Below are 14,136 nucleotides of genomic sequence, written 5' to 3' on the forward strand. Positions count from 1 at the left end.
GTGTGGCCCCAGAACCCCGTCCGATTGGAACCTGCACGTGCCCGATGACCAGAACCGGCGGCGCTCCCTGCTTCAGTCGGTGAAGGCTCCCCTGATCTTCTCGGCGGTGCTGGGGGCAGTTGCGGCCGCAGTGGTGTTCATGGCCACCTCGGGCGGCACTGACAATCCTCGGGTCCAGCAGGGTGTGGGGGAGGCCGGCGGCCTCAATGCACCCATCAACTTGGCGCTCATCGCCTTCGGCATCGCGTTCATCGTTGCGCTGCTGCTGGTCTCCATGCTGCAGCTCGCCTCCCGGGAGAACCCGGAGGAGCTCAGGCAGGGCTCTGGGGTGAATCTGAACTCAGAGGAGCTCTACAGGCAGCAGGTTGCTGAGCGGCGTGAGAAGGAGCGCCGCAAGAAGCAGGAGGAGGCCCGCCGCGAGCACGGCGAGCCCCCCTACGGCCGCGACGCCGAGTAGCGCCGCCGCCCCCTTCATTTCTTCTTCGACTTCTTCTCTGCCTTGGCGCGCGCATCCATCAGCTCGCTGCGCATCTGGTCGCGGAACTCTTTGGCCGCCACCGCCGACTCCGAGGTCGGCTGCTCGATGGCCGCGGCCTTCTCTGCCGAGGACGGCTTGTTCAGCTTCCGCTCCCGGCGAGGCTCCTCCTCATTCTGCGGGGGAGCGGCGTCGCTGCGGCCGTTCTTTCGGGCCGCAGCCTGCCGGGCCCGGTAGGCCCGGACGTGCGCACGGTTGGCGCAGTTGCCGAAGTCGCAGAACAGTTTGGAGCGGTTCCTGGTCAGATCGATGATCGCGGCGTCGCAGTCCTCGCCCTTGCAGGTCCGCAGACGGCTGGTCTCCTCCTCCACCACCAGGTGCGCCAGCCCCGCCGCGATGGTGGCGGTCATGACGTCGCCGAGCTTCTTCGAGACCGGGATCGGCGCCTGCCGGAAGGGAGGCTTGTCCCTGCCGGGGTCGTCGACCTTTTCCAGGCGGGTGCCCACCCCGGCGAGCAGCTCATTGATCTGCTCCGCCGGCTGGCTCCCGGTCACGGGGGCCTGGTTCCAGATCTGCCGCAGGGCGGTCCGCAGCCCTTGGACCTTCTCCAGCTGAGGTCGGTCCACCGTGGAGGTGGGCCAGTCCAGGCCGGCGTCCTGCCGGCCCGCGTAAGTCCTCAGGCCTTCCACCGTGGTGAGGGTGTCGGGTGCCTGCTGGTTGCTTCTGAGGCCCGCCTCAGTGTTGATCAGATCGGCAGCCGCGGTCAGTGCGCGGTTGATCTCCGGGTTGAACATGCAGCCTCTCCTGCCCATGTCACGTGACCGGCCTGGTACGGCAGTACGGTCACTCGGTGCAACTGAAAAGCGTCCGCGGACAGGTAACGGCCGTCCGGTGCAGACGCTTGTGCTCCACAGTGTAGCCGCAAAGCATCGCACCTGGTCAGAGCCACGTGGCCGGCCCCAAGGGCGCGCATGCCGTGCACGTCCTTCGGCCGGCTGCTGAGGAGCCGCGTTTTCGGGATGAGGGCCGGGAGGGTCATATGCCTTCCGGGAAGAGGCCCCGCATCCGCACCAGGGAGGCCTGCATGTTCGCGGCGTTCTCCTTGAGCACTCCGGCGGCCTTCAGCGCTGCCCGCGCCGGCGGCAGCTGCCGGGAGGTGTCGAAGGTCTCGGTGACGATGACGCCGCCCTCGGCGGGCTCGATCTCCCACCGCCATCGGTGCCCGGTCGGTTGGCGCCACTCCACCGTCCGGTTCCGCTCCGCGCGGGTGACCCGCAGCGGCAGCCGGTACGGGACCCCGAACTTGCGCATATGCACGCTGAACTTCGTGCCCTCAGCGAGCTCGTGCGGGCCGATCGCCTGGGACTTCACCGTCCCGGAGCCGTCAAACTCGTGGTGCCGGTGCGGGTTCGCCACGAGCGCCCACACCTCCTCGGGTGAGGCCGGGACGAAGGCCCGGAACCCCACGGCGTGCGGGCCGGCATCCACCGGCTGAGGTGCGACGATGTCATCCTTCATGTTTGTGAGACTACCCTCACACTTCGACCCGGCGGTAGGGCCGGAATGATAATTGTTGAGTGATGAGCTCCTTCGGCACCCAAGGCAGAGCCAGGCAGCTGGCCGCCCGTGCGGCTGCTGAGGAGGCTGCCCACCCCGCTCAGACCACCGCGGCCCAGGCGGAGTCCCAGGCCCGGCTGCAGATCCTCATCGAGTCCCGGGCGATCTGGTCTCTGCTCTTCGGCGGGATGATCGGTCTTGTCGTGGGGTTCCTGGTCTTCCCAGGGGAGCGGCCCGCCCTGGCCGGCAACGATGACATGTCCATCCAGTTCTACGGGGCCGTGGTCGGAGGGGTGACCGCCGGGATGGCGTTCGTCGTCGGCTGGTCGCTGAACACCCGGATGGCGAACCTGTGGATCGGGCAGCGGCCCGCCCTGCGGCAGCTGATGGACACCGTCTCGCTGACCGTGGTGCACAGCTCCATCGCGGTGATGGCATCGTTGGGGATCTTCCGGGTGTTCCAGGAGGCGTTCATCGGCCTGACCGTGGACCATATCGCCGGGTCCGTGCTCGTGGCCCTGGTCGGCGCGGTCAGCGCCTACTTCAGCTTCAACTCCGGGGCCCGCATCACCGCCTTCACCCTCTCGACGATCCTGGCGATCTTCATGGCCAGCGGCATCCTGATCTCGACCCTCTTCGCCGAGAATCCCTACTGGTGGCACGTGATGTTCTCCGAGCTGGGCACCGGGCAGGCCGGAACCACCAGCTTCTGGACGTTCAACACCACGCTGGTGGTCTCTGGGGTGATCATCACCACCCTCACTGCGTTCATCACCCGAGACCTGCACGTCTGGGCAGACGCCGCCCGGGCGAAGGTCGGCAGGAGGCTGGCGGAGCGGCGACGCCGCGCCAAGGAGGGCAGCGGGAAGGTCCCTCTGCGCGCCCGGGTCTCGATCCGCCTCGACGGGCACTTCTGGACCCCGAGGATCGGCATCGTGCGCATCTGCATGATCGGGATGGGGGTCTGCCTGGCGGGGGTGGGGCTGATCCCGATCAGCCTGCACCACGACGGGCACGTGGTCGCCACCGCCGGGTTCGCGCTCTTCTTCCTCGTGCTGCTGCTCGGCATGCCGTACTGGCTGCCCGGGTTTCCCCGCTCCTTCTACCTGTTCAGCTACATCGAGGCGGCCGCGCTGATCTTCTCCTTCGTCCTCTGGATTCCGCTGGACTACTGGAACCTCACCTCCATGGAGCTGGTGGCCGCCGCGATCCTGTTCAGCTGGCTGGTGGTGTTCATCCGGAACATCGCCGCCCAGGTGGAGCGGGTGAGGACCGTAGGGTAGGCCTATGAGGTGGCGCGCGGCAGTGGTGGGGTCCGGTCCCAACGGCCTGGTGGCCGCCAACCGGCTCGCCCAGGCAGGCGCCCAGGTGACCGTCTTCGAGACGGCGGAGGCGCCCGGGGGAGCGCTGCGGTCGGCCGAGCTGTTCGGCGCCGGGCTGGTGAGCGATCTCGGCGCCAGCGTGCACCCGCTGACCATCGCCTCACCCGCATACGACGCCGTCCTGGACACCGCCCCGGACTGGGCTCATCCGCGCATTCCCGCTGTGCACGGGATCGACGGCGGCTGCCCGCCCGCGGTGCTTCACGCCTCCCTGGAGGAGACCGCTGCCGGGCTGGGCGCTGATGGCCCCCGGTGGGAGGCGCTGATGGGTCCGCTGGTGCGGCACTGGGATGACGTCCGCAAAAGCGTGTTCGCCCCGCCGAGCCGTCCCTTCGCCTACCAGTACGAGGATGCTGCGTGCCTCAGCGCCGACGCCGCCCTCTCACAGCGGCTGCGGCGCTCCTCCTTCGCGCCGCTCAGCGGGGCAGCGGGCGCGCTGGGGCGCACCCACGCCCTGGCTCAGCTGGGGCTGCGCGGGGCACTGCCCGCCCGTGCTCTGGACCGGCTCTTCTCCGAGGAGCGCACCCGGGCCCTGTTCGCCGGCTTGGCCGGGCATTCCGCCTCCCCCCTGAGCCGAACGATGACCTCGGCGTTCGGGGTGATCTTCGGGGCGGCCGCCCACGCCGGCGGCTGGCCGGTGCTGCGCGGCGGGTCCCAGCAGCTGGTGGATTCCCTGGTGGAGGCAATCACCGCTCGCGGCGGCCGGGTTGAGAGCGGGTTCATGGTGGAGTCGATGGTCGAGGCGCGGCTGCCTGCCGGGCGAATGGGCACTCGCAAGGACCTCCGGCGCCGGGGCTGGAAGCTGGCGGGCACCAGCGGCAGTCTGCAGCGCACTGCCGAGGAGGTCTACGACGTGGTGGTTCTGGACCTCACCCCCGCGCAGATGCTGCGCATGGACGGGCTCGATCTCCCCGGCTGGCTGCGCCGGCGGTTCAGCCGGTGGGACTACGGGCCCGCCGTTGTGAAGGTCGACTACCTGCTGAACGGCCCCGTCCCCTGGAAGCACCAGGAGATGGCGAATGCCGGCACCGTGCATCTGGGCGGCACGGCCTCCCAGATTGCCGCGGCAGAGTCAGCGGTCGGCCGCGGGGTGCTCCCCGGGCGTCCGTACGTGCTCATGGCTCAGACCGGTGCCGCTGATGAGGCCCGCACTCCGGATCACCGGCAGACCATGTGGGCCTACGCGCATGTGCCGCAGGGGCTGGATGCCTCCGGAGCACGGCGGGCTGTGCGGCTGATTGAGGAGGAGATCGCTCGGCAGGCGCCCGAGTTCAGGGACGTGGTCCTGGAGCGGAAGGTATGGGGGCCGGAGGAGCTGGAGGCGTGGAACCCGAATCTGGTGGGCGGAACCATCAGCGGCGGCCTGCCGACGCTGAGCCAGATGGTGGCCCGTCCTCGTCCGGTGATTCCTTATGCGGCGGGGCCTGACGGGGTGTACATGTGCTCCTCCTCGACTCCGCCGGGAGGCGGCGCCCATGGGATGGGAGGCTACAACGCGGCGATCAGCATCCTGAAGGATCTCGAGCTCCAGGATTAGGGGCCGGCTGGCCTCCTGAGAGTTCGGACTGGTCCTGGGCTCAGCGGAAGTTGAGGCTGATCTGGGTGGAGAGGTGAGCGGCCTGCACCCAGAGGAGCGGCTGCAGGCCGGGTCGCACAGCGGTGCCGACGAGGCGGCGGAGCCGGTGGGCATCTCGCGGGTAGGTCACGGTGAACCGCATATGGGTGCCGCCGTCCGTGGGCCAGAGGCGGATCGCGCGGCAGTGGGGCTTGCTGACGGAATTGCCGGGGAAGCTCACTCGCCACACGACCCGGTGGGGCTCCGCGGCATCCATCAGTTCGAAGACCTGGCGGCGTTTCTCCTCGGAGGGCGTCCGGGGCTTGCCGTTCGGCCATGCGGCCGGGAGGAGTGCCTCCCATGTCTGTTTGCCTGTGTGCTCGACGTCGGACCCTGCGGTGTCCCAGTCTGGGATGCGCTCGGGGTCTGAGACGAGCGCGAAGACTTCTTCCGCAGAGGCGGGGATGAAGGTGTCTTTGGTGACGCTGAGCTGGGACGGCTTCCGGTCAGGCTGGCGAGAGGCCGACCGGGACTCAATCTCTGCGAGGCGTTCTCGGCCCTCGTCGGCATTCGTCCCGAGCCGTTCGAGCACGGCGGCGATGAACCCGCTGGGCTCCTCCAGGAGCTCGCGGAGAACGTCGGCAGCGTTCCCCTGCTTCCGCTGTCTGCTGCGGCGGCCCTTGCCTGCGCCTTGGAACGTGCGCTTGGCGTTCTCGCTCCAGTCAAAGTGGGCCTTGGCCTCGTAGAGGGTGATGCGGCCGATGGGCTGCTGCACGTCATTCACCCCGATGCTGCTCATCTGATGGGCGTGCTGCTCCTCGATGGCCTTCCGTGCGGCGTCGAGGGTGATGCCTAGGGAGCGGAGCGCCTGGCCGGCGGGCTGCTCGTTGAGGAGGACGGCAAGGAACAGGTGCTCGATGTCGATCTTCTTCCGTCCCCATCGGGAGGCCTCCTCCGCAGAGGTGAGGCTGAGCGCGTAGGCGGTGGAGAGTGCTTCGGCGGTTCTGCTCATGTGCGCCTCCTCGGCACGGGGATGGTCTGGTCGACGCGTTTGGCGTACTTCTTGTGGACGGCCTGTCGGCTCACGCCGAGGTGGTCGGCGATCTGCTGCCAGGTCATGCCGGCGCGTAGGGCTGCCTCCACCTGCTTCAGTTCGAGGGTGTCAGTGAGTCCCCGCAGCGACGCGACGGCGCGCAGTCCGGCTCGGGGGTCTGAGGTGTCGGCGGCAGCTTGCGCCGTCTCGGAAGAGCTCACAATGTCAACCTAAGTTGCTTCCCTTTGGTTGTCAACGATAGTTGCTGCGTCGACGTTTTGGTAGGTTCAAGACCCGCAACTTGGTAGATTCAGCTCACCCTGCGCTGGCGGCACGGCTGGCCGGCGTGGACAAGCAGGGGCTGATCACCGGACAGGGGAAGCGAGTGGGCCGAGGCGAGGAGACCTGGCTGGGAGCCCTGTTCGAGTCATTGGTCACCCAGTCCGTGCGCGTGTATGCCCAAGCGATGCACAGTCAGGTCGGCCACCTGCGTACGCGGGGAGGAGAGCATGAGATTGACCTCATCGTGGAGAACCGGGATCATTCCGTGGCCGCGATTGAGGTGAAGCTGAAGGCAGAGGTGGGAGCAGGTGACGTCAAGCACCTGAACTGGCTGGAAGATCAGATCGGCGACCGCGTCCGGGACAAGATCATCATCACCACTGGGGAGCACGCCTACCGGAGGGCGGGCGGCGTCGCAGTGGTGCCGCTGGCGCTGCTCGGCCCCTGATGCTGCCGCGCCGTCTCACCGTCGACATCAATGATCACACTCCGTTGAGGGCGAGCATGGTGGCGACGGTGAGCATCGTCAGGCCGACGACGACGTCGATCACCACCCAGGTGCGGGGGCGGTTGAGCACTCCCGCCAGGGCGGAGCTGCCTGCACCGAGCACCGTGTGCCAGAGCACGGAGGCCAGCATCGCCCCAGCCGCGAACAGCCAGCGGCCGTCCCCGAAGCTGTTCGCCATCGTTCCCAGCACCACCAGGGTGTCCACCAGGGCATGGGGGTTCAGCAGGGACAGGGCCAGACCTGCTGCCGCCACCGCAGAGGCCCGTGACGTCGCCGGAGCCGCAGTGCGCTGAAGCGTCGCAGTGCCGCCCGACGGTCCAGCGTCGTATCCGTGCTTCTGGGCACTCACCGCCGGCATCTCCGAGGTCAGCGCCTCGTCCACGGCGTCGCTGCGCTGGTCCTTCGCCCCTCGCCGAGCCTGCCAGGCGGAGCGGAACGACTTCACTGCGAACCAGGCGATGTAGGCGACGCCCACCCAGCGCAGCACCTCCAGGAGCCACGGGGCCGCCTCCAGAGCCACTCCTACGCCGACCACACCCAGGACGATGAGGACGATGTCGCCCACCAGGCATGCAGCCACCGCCAGCGGGACGCGGTCGCGCCGGAGCCCCTGCCGCAGCAGCCAGGCGCTCTGCGGGCCGATGGCGACGATCAGGGCCATTGTGGTAAGGAATCCGGTGAGCAGAATGGTCATGACGACTATCCTGCGCCGCCGTCGCCCATCCGCACCAGCGCAAAATTCTTCAGCATCTGAAGCTATGCTTAACAGCGTGAACACTGATCATCTGCGTGCTTTCGTCACAGCGGTGGACGAGGGAACCTTCGGAGCCGCCGCGGACCTGCTGCGCATCTCCGGGTCCGCTCTCTCCCAGCGCATCAAGGCCCTCGAGCAGGAGGTGGGCCACGTTCTTCTCACCCGCACCGTCCCCGTACGGGCCACCGTCTCCGGGGAGCAGATGCTGCGCATCGCCCGGCAGACCCTCCTTCTGGAGGATGAGGCTCGTGCCGTCTTGGGGTTCCAATCGGCAGAGGCTCAGCCCGTCACCACTATCAGCATCGCCGTGAACGCGGACACCCTGGCCACCTGGTTCATCCGAGTGCTGCAGGAGGCCGCCACCTGGGACGGAGTCGAGCTTCACCTGCACACCGAGGACCAGCAGCACACCCACGAGCTGCTGCGCAGCGGCACCGTCGCCGCCGCGGTCACCGACCACCCCACCCCCGTCTCCGGCTGCGTGTCCGAGCCGTTGGGCACCATGCGGTACTGGCCCGTCGCCTCAGCGGAGCTGCTGGACCGGCACCGGCGCGACGACGGCGCCGTCGACTGGGTGCGCGTCCCCCAGGTGGACTACAGCATTCGGGACAACACCCAGCGGGCCGCGCTCGCCGGCCTCGGGGTGGGCACCCCCGCGGTGACGCACCTGGTGCCGAGCGTGCAGGCCTACAACGCAGCCGTCGGGCACGGGCTGGGCTGGGGCACCATCCCGGACACTATGCTCGCGGCGGGGGTGCGCGAGGGTACTCATCCGGACCTGCAGGTGATCCCGGAGCTCGCCCCGGAGGAGGTGCAGCTGCATTGGCAGCGGTGGTCCACCAGCACCGCGCATATGGAGCGGCTGACGGAGACGGTGCGGCGGGCCGCAAAAGTCCTTCAAATCTGAAGGAATTCTCGGCGACGACGGGCGGTTGGCACAGGAGCGTGAGCCGGGGACCCGGCTCAGTGCGAAGCGATAAGACGGGAAGCGAGAGAACGTGGCTATCAGCAGCGAGCGTCACACCGACCAGTTCGAGTTCGGCATCCACACCTTCGGAGATGTCACCAGCACGCCGGACGGGTCCCGCACCCTGTCTCAGCCCGAGGTGCTCCGCAACATCCTCGAGGAGGCGAAGCTCGCCGACAGGGTCGGCATCGACGTCATCGGCATCGGTGAGCACCACCGGCCCGACTACGCGATCTCAGCGCCCGACGTCGTGCTCTCAGCTGTGGGCGCCGCCACTGAGCGGATCAAGCTGATCAGTGCTGTGACCGTGCTGTCCTCCGACGACCCGGTGCGGGTGTACCAGCGGTTCGCCACCATCGACGGGATCACCGGCGGCCGCGCTGAGGTCTCTCTGGGGCGGGGCAGCTTCATCGAGTCCTACCCGCTGTTCGGCTACGACCTCTCCGACTACGAGCAGCTCTTCGAGGAGAAGGTCGACCTGTTCGCGAAGCTCCGCAGCGAAGGAAGGGTCACCTGGGAGGGTCGGACCCGCGCGGGCCTGAAGAACCAGGAGATCTACCCCAAGACCAACCATGAGAACGGCCTCCCCACCTGGATCGCCGTCGGGGGCACGCCCAACTCCGTGGTGCGGGCCGCCCGGCACGGCGTGGGCCTGGAGCTGGCCATCATCGGTGGAGCGCCGCCGAGGTTCGCTCCGATGGTGGACCTCTACTATCGCGCGCTGCAGGAGTTCGGCCACGGCCAGGACTTCCGGGTGGCCAGCCATTCACACGGCTTCGTCGCCGAGACGGACGAGAAGGCCAAGGAGATCTTCTACCCCTCCTGGGCCGAGACCATGGCGCAGCTGGGCCGCGAGCGCGGCTGGGGCAACGGCTACCCGGGCCGCGACCAGTTCGAGCAGGAGATCACCCACGGCGCGCTGTTCGTCGGCTCTCCGGAGACCGTCGCGGACAAGATCGTGAAGACCAAGGAGGCCCTGGGCATCACTCGCTTCGGCCTGAAGTACGGCAACGGCCCGCTGGCGCACGAACACATGATGGAAGCCATTGAGCTCTACGGCTCCAAGGTCAAGCCGTTGGTCCTGGAGAAGCTGGGCTCCTAGCGAAGGTTCAGCGTACGGCGACGGTCCGGTCAGGCTGCTATCAGACTTTCGTCGTATATTCCTGGGCGTGTTTTCCTCCCAGCGCGAAAAGCATGGTCCTCACGGCGGGCACGGCAACCAGGGACAGGGTGACGTGCGCCAGCCCGAAGACGACTCGCGCCGGAAGATAGCGATCTATTCGGACCCGGGCCGCACGTCGCTGATCATGCGCAAGATCCTTGATGAGCCGAACCGGGACTGGGCGCGCCATTCAGCTGTGGCGCATGAGCAGGCGCTGATCCCGCTGCGCACCGACGGCACCCTGGACCTGGACCAGGCCCTGCAGTGGGCGCGAAACTCTGAGGCCGACATCACCATTGTGGTCACGGAGGTGCCCAGAACGGCAGGGCGGCGCTCCAAGACCACGGAGCTGCACTTCGCGGAGAAGCTCGCCGTCATTTCGCTGCCGGCCCTGGGACCGATCGGCTGCCGGGGAGGGCTGCGGGTACAGATCAACGGCGCTGTTCGTGCTCTGATCTACGATACGGCCGAGGAGGCCCGCACCAAAGGGGGCCTGCTGAACGAGGTTCGCGACCAGCAGGGGCACGAGACCGTCTACGTGAACCCGCGTCTGCCTGTGCCCAGCCGTGTCTGGATGCTGATGGGCATGGTGGTCGCCAATGAGCCGCTGTGGTCCATGCCGAAGCTCTCCGGCGTCTTCGCAGCCGCCGTGGCCACCGGTGCCTTCGGCGTGTTCTTCTCCACGATCTGGGAGATGTCCAATGCCTTGCCGTGGTGGCGCCTCATGCTCGCCAGCCTCATATCGGTGGCGGCGGTTGTGACGTGGCTGATCGTGTCGAACAGGCTGTGGGACCGGCCCGCTGACCTGGGCGGTCGCCGCGAGGCGATGCTCTACAACATATCCACCATTGTCAGCCTGGTGGTCTCGGTGGCCACGCTGTACGCCATCCTCTTCTTCACCATCCTGGCGATGGGACTGATGCTCATCGACCCGGACTTCCTGGCCGCCACAGTGGAGAACGCTGACGGCGAGTTCAGAAATTATGTGGATATCGCCTGGATGGCTGCTTCGATGGGCACCGTGGCCGGCGCGTTCGGCTCGAACTTCGATGACAATGTTGTGGTCAGGAATCTCACTCAGGGCTCTCGGGAGGCCCAGCGCTACCCGCGGGACGAGGAGCAGAGCTAGGGTCAGTGCATCAGGACACCAAGCTGACGATGCCGGCGCCGAGCGCCCAGCCGAGCACAGCCCAAAGGATCACCGAGATGAGCATCCAGAGCATCACGGCATTCCGGCTGGCGCCGAACCCGACCATCAGCGGAGCCGTGAACTGGCTGGGGAGCGCGAAGGGGCCGAGCAGCGCGACCGCGGGCACCCCGAACCGATCGAAGATCCGCTTCACCCGCTGCTTCTTCTTGGACAGCTCCTCCTCCGGGGCGGGCTCGCCCACTGCCTGGCCACGGATCCACTGGGCCATGTAGACCAGCCCGAAGAGCACCAGCATGTTTCCGATGACGGCGCTCGGCAGCAGCAGCCACAGCGGCATCCCGCCGAGCGCGCCGAGGAACGCGCCCCCATAGGCCTCCAGGAATGGGACGGCGCTGACGACCATCACCATCAGCCACTGCACGAGTCCGTGGAGGCTCTCGACCCACTCCTGCATGGGTGCGTAGGGGTTCTCCTGGGCGGCAGCAGCGAAGTTCGCGACGAGTGTGCTCAACATGCCCATCATTCTTGCGGAGTAGACGCGCGGAATCGTCATCCCTGGGGAGCATCTTCGCACTGAGGATGCTGGGCCGCCGGCGATGGCAGACTGGCGCGTATGAGAAGCACCTCCATGTCAGCACTGGGCGCGCTGTGGAAGTCGTCCCATCCCGGGCCCACACTGGTGGTGACGGCTCTGGCCGGCCTGCTTGCGCTCAGCGCAGAGCTGGAGCTCTGGCGTGGTGCTCTGCTGACAGCGGCAGTATTCTTCGGGCAGCTCTCGGTGGGACTGTCCAATGACGCATTGGACGCCGAGCGGGACCGTGCGGTGCAGCGCAGCGACAAGCCCATTGCCCGGGGCGACATCAGCGTGCGCGCCGCCTGGGCTGCCACGTGGGCCTGCTTGGGAGCCGCCCTGCTTCTGTCGGCTCCGCTGGGGGCAGGCCTGCTGACTGCCCATGCTGCTGCTCTGGCTTCCGCGTGGGCGTACAACGCCGGGCTGAAAGCTACAGCACTGTCCGTGCTGCCCTACATGGTGACGTTCGGAATCTTCCCCTCGCTGCCGGTTCTGGCAGATGAGCCGGCTCAGTGGGCCGGCGTGTGGGTGTGGTGCACCGGGGCTGCGCTGGGCATCGCACTGCATTTCACCAACGTTCTGCCTGATCTGGAGGACGATGCTCGCACGGGCATCCGCGGTCTGCCGCACCGCCTCGGCGGGCAGATTTCAGCCCTGGGTGCGTCCGCGGCCGTGGTGGTGGGGGCCGCGGCCGCCACGCTCGGGCCGGCGCAATGGCGGGCGGCTGAGGTGCCTGCTGTTTCCTGGCTCCTCTTCGGTGCGGTGGTGGTGCTCGCCGCGTTCACCGTCGCAGCCGGCAGGGGAGCCCGTTCGGGGCGGCTGCAGTTTCGCCTGGTGATGCTCGCCGCTCTGATCCTGGCAGTTCAGCTGGTGCTCTCAGGAGGCTCCCTGACGGCCTAGAGCGGGCCTTGGCGTGCGGTGCGCCGGGCGTTGGTTCAGGCGTCGAGGTCCAGCCCCATGGCATAGGCGTGGGTGAAGAGCCGACGAGCCCCGGGGCCCAGCATCGCCGTGACCAGTCCCTGGCGTGCATGGTGGGTCAGCGGCGAGGCGCTCCGGCCGAGCCGCGTGTTGACGCCGGCGAGCGCCGCCGCCCGTCGGGCCGAGCGCAGCCGGGTCCGCTCCCAGGTCTGCAGCTCAGCCTCCGGGGCCGAGCCGGTGCGTGCCCATTGGGCCAGAGGGGGCGCAAGCGAGGCGGCGTCGAGCAGGCCGAGGTTCATCCCTTGGCCGCCGATGGGGCTGACCTCGTGCGCGGCATCCCCGATGACGAAGAGCCGGTTGTTCCGCATGCGCGGGGCGATGAATCGTCGGACGCCGAACTCTCGCACCTGGACGGCTTCGTCCTCCGCCTGTCCCTGCAGGGCGTCCGCCATTCGCGCTGCCCGGGCTGCGGGGTCCGGGGAGCTGTTCGGCGGGTCCCACGCGACGAACCGTCTGCGACGGCCTGGCAGCGGGAAGGACTCGAGCACTCCGCGTGCTTCCAGGTGGATCACGGCAGTCGTCTCATCGGAGGACTCGCCGACGTGGGCGTCGGTCATCAGGTAGCGGTCCGGGTAGTGGTGCGCTTCAGGCTCAGCGAAGACCAGCCGCCGCGAGCGGGCGCCGCCGGCCAGCACCACCAGCGGGGCGCTGCGCTCTCCGGAGTCAGTGCAGACGATGACTCCGTCGTGCCGGGGGCGGAGCTGATGGACCGTCGCTCCGCGTTCGGGCGGGGGTGCGACTGCGCTGAGCGCCTCCTCGGTGGACTCTTGGGGCAGGGTCGCCACGAAGGGGAAGCGTCGGTTCAGCGCGTCGAAGCGCACGGTTCCCAGCACGCGTCCCTGCACCTGGGCTTGGCCGGCTCTGACCCGCAGCGCCTGATCCAGGATTCGGGCTGTGAGACCTGAGGCTTCCAGCGCGGCGAGCGCGGGTGAGTGAATGCCGATGGCCCTGCTGCCGGGACCGGGCTGCGGGCGCTGCTCGAGCAGGGTGACCTCCGCGCCCAGGCGGCGCAGCTCGGCGCTGATGAGGAGACCGACGGGCCCCGCGCCGATCACGATGACGTCAGGCACCGCCGGGGGCCTCTGCCAGCACGCGGAAGGGGGCTGCAGATGTGACTGTCCACGGATCTGCCAGGGCGCTGCTGAGCTCGGGGGCCGTGTAGCTGCGCCGAATGGAGCGCAGCCCGTCGGTCTTCAGGAAGGTTCCTGGGCTCACGGGAGTCACCCCGATGGCGTAGAGGCGGTATGCGAGCCGGCTGCGGGCGATGTCGTTGTGCAGCACCAGTCCGGAGGCGAGCATCCGGGAGGCGTGGGCGAAGCTCTTCAGCTCAGGTGACGGGATGTGGTGGATGACGTGGTTGGTGATCACCAGGTCGAAGGTTTCGCCGCTGCGGCGCAGGGTCTCGGCATCTGTGCAGAGGAACCTCACGTGGGCCGGTCCCTTCCTGGTGGCGGCGCGGTGGGCGCGCGGGTCGGGGTCAGCACCGGTCCACTCGACGGTCAGGCGGTCTTTGGCCACCAGCTGTGAGAGGCGTCGGAGGACGTCACCGCCGCCGGAGCCGAGGTCCAGCACGCGGGCGGGCCGCTGCAGGCTGGACAGGAACGGCCGCACGTGTGACGCGTAGATGCTGTCCCATCCGGAGACGGCGCGGTTGACGAGGCCGAATCGTCGGAATGTGGCGTCCAGGCGGCGCGGGTCGCACTGCGGGTCATCCATGAGCTCCTGCAGGTTTTCGTCCCGCTCGGCCAGGGGCTTTCTCATG

The 14,136-nt window shown here is 68.3% G+C and carries 15 protein-coding genes and 1 pseudogene; 8 read left to right on the plus strand and 8 right to left on the minus strand.

What is annotated here, in order from left to right:
- Positions 1–37: 37 nt before the first annotated feature.
- Positions 38–457, plus strand: a complete 420-nt coding sequence (locus FWJ47_RS02840) for a hypothetical protein (RefSeq protein WP_147103799.1) — start codon at positions 38–40, stop codon at positions 455–457.
- 230 nt (positions 458–687) lie between these two features.
- Here FWJ47_RS02840 and FWJ47_RS02845 read toward each other — a convergent pair.
- A pseudogene (locus tag FWJ47_RS02845) lies at positions 688–1,287 on the minus strand (CGNR zinc finger domain-containing protein); the annotation flags it as partial.
- Positions 1,288–1,510: 223 nt separating this feature from the next.
- Positions 1,511–1,993 (minus strand): SRPBCC family protein, encoded by a 483-nt coding sequence (locus tag FWJ47_RS02850; protein ID WP_147103805.1) that lies wholly within the window; start codon positions 1,991–1,993, stop codon positions 1,511–1,513.
- 59 nt (positions 1,994–2,052) lie between these two features.
- On the opposite strand from FWJ47_RS02850, the gene FWJ47_RS02855 reads away from it, so the two are divergent.
- A complete protein-coding gene (locus tag FWJ47_RS02855; RefSeq protein ID WP_147103808.1) occupies positions 2,053–3,315 on the plus strand; it encodes a hypothetical protein in 1,263 nt (420 codons plus the stop codon).
- A gap of 4 nt (positions 3,316–3,319) precedes the next feature.
- Positions 3,320–4,951: a phytoene desaturase family protein gene (locus FWJ47_RS02860; RefSeq protein ID WP_147103810.1), complete on the plus strand. Its 1,632-nt coding sequence runs from the start codon at positions 3,320–3,322 to the stop codon at positions 4,949–4,951.
- Positions 4,952–4,991: 40 nt separating this feature from the next.
- Here FWJ47_RS02860 and FWJ47_RS02865 read toward each other — a convergent pair whose 3' ends face one another.
- Positions 4,992–5,981 (minus strand): SRPBCC family protein, encoded by a 990-nt coding sequence (locus FWJ47_RS02865; protein ID WP_147103815.1) that lies wholly within the window; start codon positions 5,979–5,981, stop codon positions 4,992–4,994.
- Positions 5,978–6,223 (minus strand): helix-turn-helix domain-containing protein, encoded by a 246-nt coding sequence (locus tag FWJ47_RS02870; RefSeq protein ID WP_147103820.1) that lies wholly within the window; start codon positions 6,221–6,223, stop codon positions 5,978–5,980. The genes FWJ47_RS02865 and FWJ47_RS02870 overlap by 4 nt, the downstream gene beginning before the upstream one ends.
- Before the next feature lie 80 nt (positions 6,224–6,303).
- On the opposite strand from FWJ47_RS02870, the gene FWJ47_RS02875 reads away from it, so the two are divergent.
- A complete protein-coding gene (locus FWJ47_RS02875) occupies positions 6,304–6,732 on the plus strand; it encodes a DUF4143 domain-containing protein (protein WP_246126134.1) in 429 nt (142 codons plus the stop codon).
- A gap of 34 nt (positions 6,733–6,766) precedes the next feature.
- Here the strand turns inward: FWJ47_RS02875 and FWJ47_RS02880 are convergent, their stop codons facing one another.
- Entirely contained in the window at positions 6,767–7,486 is a 720-nt protein-coding gene (locus FWJ47_RS02880; RefSeq protein WP_147103829.1) for a LysE/ArgO family amino acid transporter, read from the minus strand.
- A 76-nt stretch (positions 7,487–7,562) separates the two neighbouring features.
- Between FWJ47_RS02880 and FWJ47_RS02885 the strand changes: the two genes are divergently transcribed.
- The 3 genes from FWJ47_RS02885 to FWJ47_RS02895 all read left to right on the plus strand — a co-directional run bounded on the left by FWJ47_RS02885 (position 7,563) and on the right by FWJ47_RS02895 (position 10,804).
- The gene (locus FWJ47_RS02885; RefSeq protein WP_147103832.1) at positions 7,563–8,453 is read left to right on the plus strand and encodes an ArgP/LysG family DNA-binding transcriptional regulator; all 891 of its coding nucleotides are present in this window, start codon (positions 7,563–7,565) and stop codon (positions 8,451–8,453) included.
- A 91-nt stretch (positions 8,454–8,544) separates the two neighbouring features.
- A complete protein-coding gene (locus FWJ47_RS02890) occupies positions 8,545–9,615 on the plus strand; it encodes an LLM class flavin-dependent oxidoreductase (protein WP_147103835.1) in 1,071 nt (356 codons plus the stop codon).
- A 133-nt stretch (positions 9,616–9,748) separates the two neighbouring features.
- Positions 9,749–10,804 (plus strand): GtrA domain-containing protein, encoded by a 1,056-nt coding sequence (locus tag FWJ47_RS02895; RefSeq protein WP_147103838.1) that lies wholly within the window; start codon positions 9,749–9,751, stop codon positions 10,802–10,804.
- 10 nt (positions 10,805–10,814) lie between these two features.
- On the opposite strand, the gene FWJ47_RS02900 is transcribed toward FWJ47_RS02895, so the two are convergent.
- Positions 10,815–11,339 carry a hypothetical protein gene (locus FWJ47_RS02900; protein ID WP_147103841.1) on the minus strand — a complete coding sequence of 175 codons (525 nt, stop codon included), beginning with the start codon at positions 11,337–11,339 and terminating at the stop codon, positions 10,815–10,817.
- A 99-nt stretch (positions 11,340–11,438) separates the two neighbouring features.
- Here FWJ47_RS02900 and FWJ47_RS02905 point away from each other — a divergent pair, with 99 nt between their 5' ends.
- Positions 11,439–12,296, plus strand: coding sequence for a UbiA family prenyltransferase (locus FWJ47_RS02905; RefSeq protein ID WP_246126135.1), 858 nt, complete (start codon positions 11,439–11,441; stop codon positions 12,294–12,296).
- Positions 12,297–12,331: 35 nt separating this feature from the next.
- On the opposite strand, the gene FWJ47_RS02910 is transcribed toward FWJ47_RS02905, so the two are convergent.
- Positions 12,332–13,444 carry an FAD-dependent oxidoreductase gene (locus tag FWJ47_RS02910; RefSeq protein ID WP_147103844.1) on the minus strand — a complete coding sequence of 371 codons (1,113 nt, stop codon included), beginning with the start codon at positions 13,442–13,444 and terminating at the stop codon, positions 12,332–12,334.
- Complete coding sequence (locus tag FWJ47_RS02915; protein ID WP_147103848.1) at positions 13,437–14,135, minus strand: methyltransferase domain-containing protein; 699 nt, start codon at positions 14,133–14,135, stop codon at positions 13,437–13,439. The genes FWJ47_RS02910 and FWJ47_RS02915 overlap by 8 nt, the downstream gene beginning before the upstream one ends.
- Position 14,136: the final 1 nt, after the last annotated feature.

Origin of the sequence: Nesterenkonia populi (genome assembly GCF_007994735.1) — a bacterium.
In the GTDB taxonomy this organism is placed as follows: Bacteria; Actinomycetota; Actinomycetes; order Actinomycetales; family Micrococcaceae; genus Nesterenkonia; species Nesterenkonia populi.

Excerpts from the sequence above, each read along its gene's own strand:
- FWJ47_RS02865 (WP_147103815.1), bottom strand. The coding sequence starts at position 5,981 with ATGAGCAGAACCGCCGAAGCACTCTCCACCGCCTACGCGCTCAGCCTC.
- FWJ47_RS02905 (WP_246126135.1), top strand. The coding sequence starts at position 11,439 with ATGAGAAGCACCTCCATGTCAGCACTGGGCGCGCTGTGGAAGTCGTCC.
- FWJ47_RS02915 (WP_147103848.1), bottom strand. The coding sequence starts at position 14,135 with ATGAGAAAGCCCCTGGCCGAGCGGGACGAAAACCTGCAGGAGCTCATG.
- FWJ47_RS02850 (WP_147103805.1), bottom strand. The coding sequence starts at position 1,993 with ATGAAGGATGACATCGTCGCACCTCAGCCGGTGGATGCCGGCCCGCAC.
- FWJ47_RS02900 (WP_147103841.1), bottom strand. The coding sequence starts at position 11,339 with ATGTTGAGCACACTCGTCGCGAACTTCGCTGCTGCCGCCCAGGAGAAC.
- FWJ47_RS02860 (WP_147103810.1), top strand. The coding sequence starts at position 3,320 with ATGAGGTGGCGCGCGGCAGTGGTGGGGTCCGGTCCCAACGGCCTGGTG.
- FWJ47_RS02880 (WP_147103829.1), bottom strand. The coding sequence starts at position 7,486 with ATGACCATTCTGCTCACCGGATTCCTTACCACAATGGCCCTGATCGTC.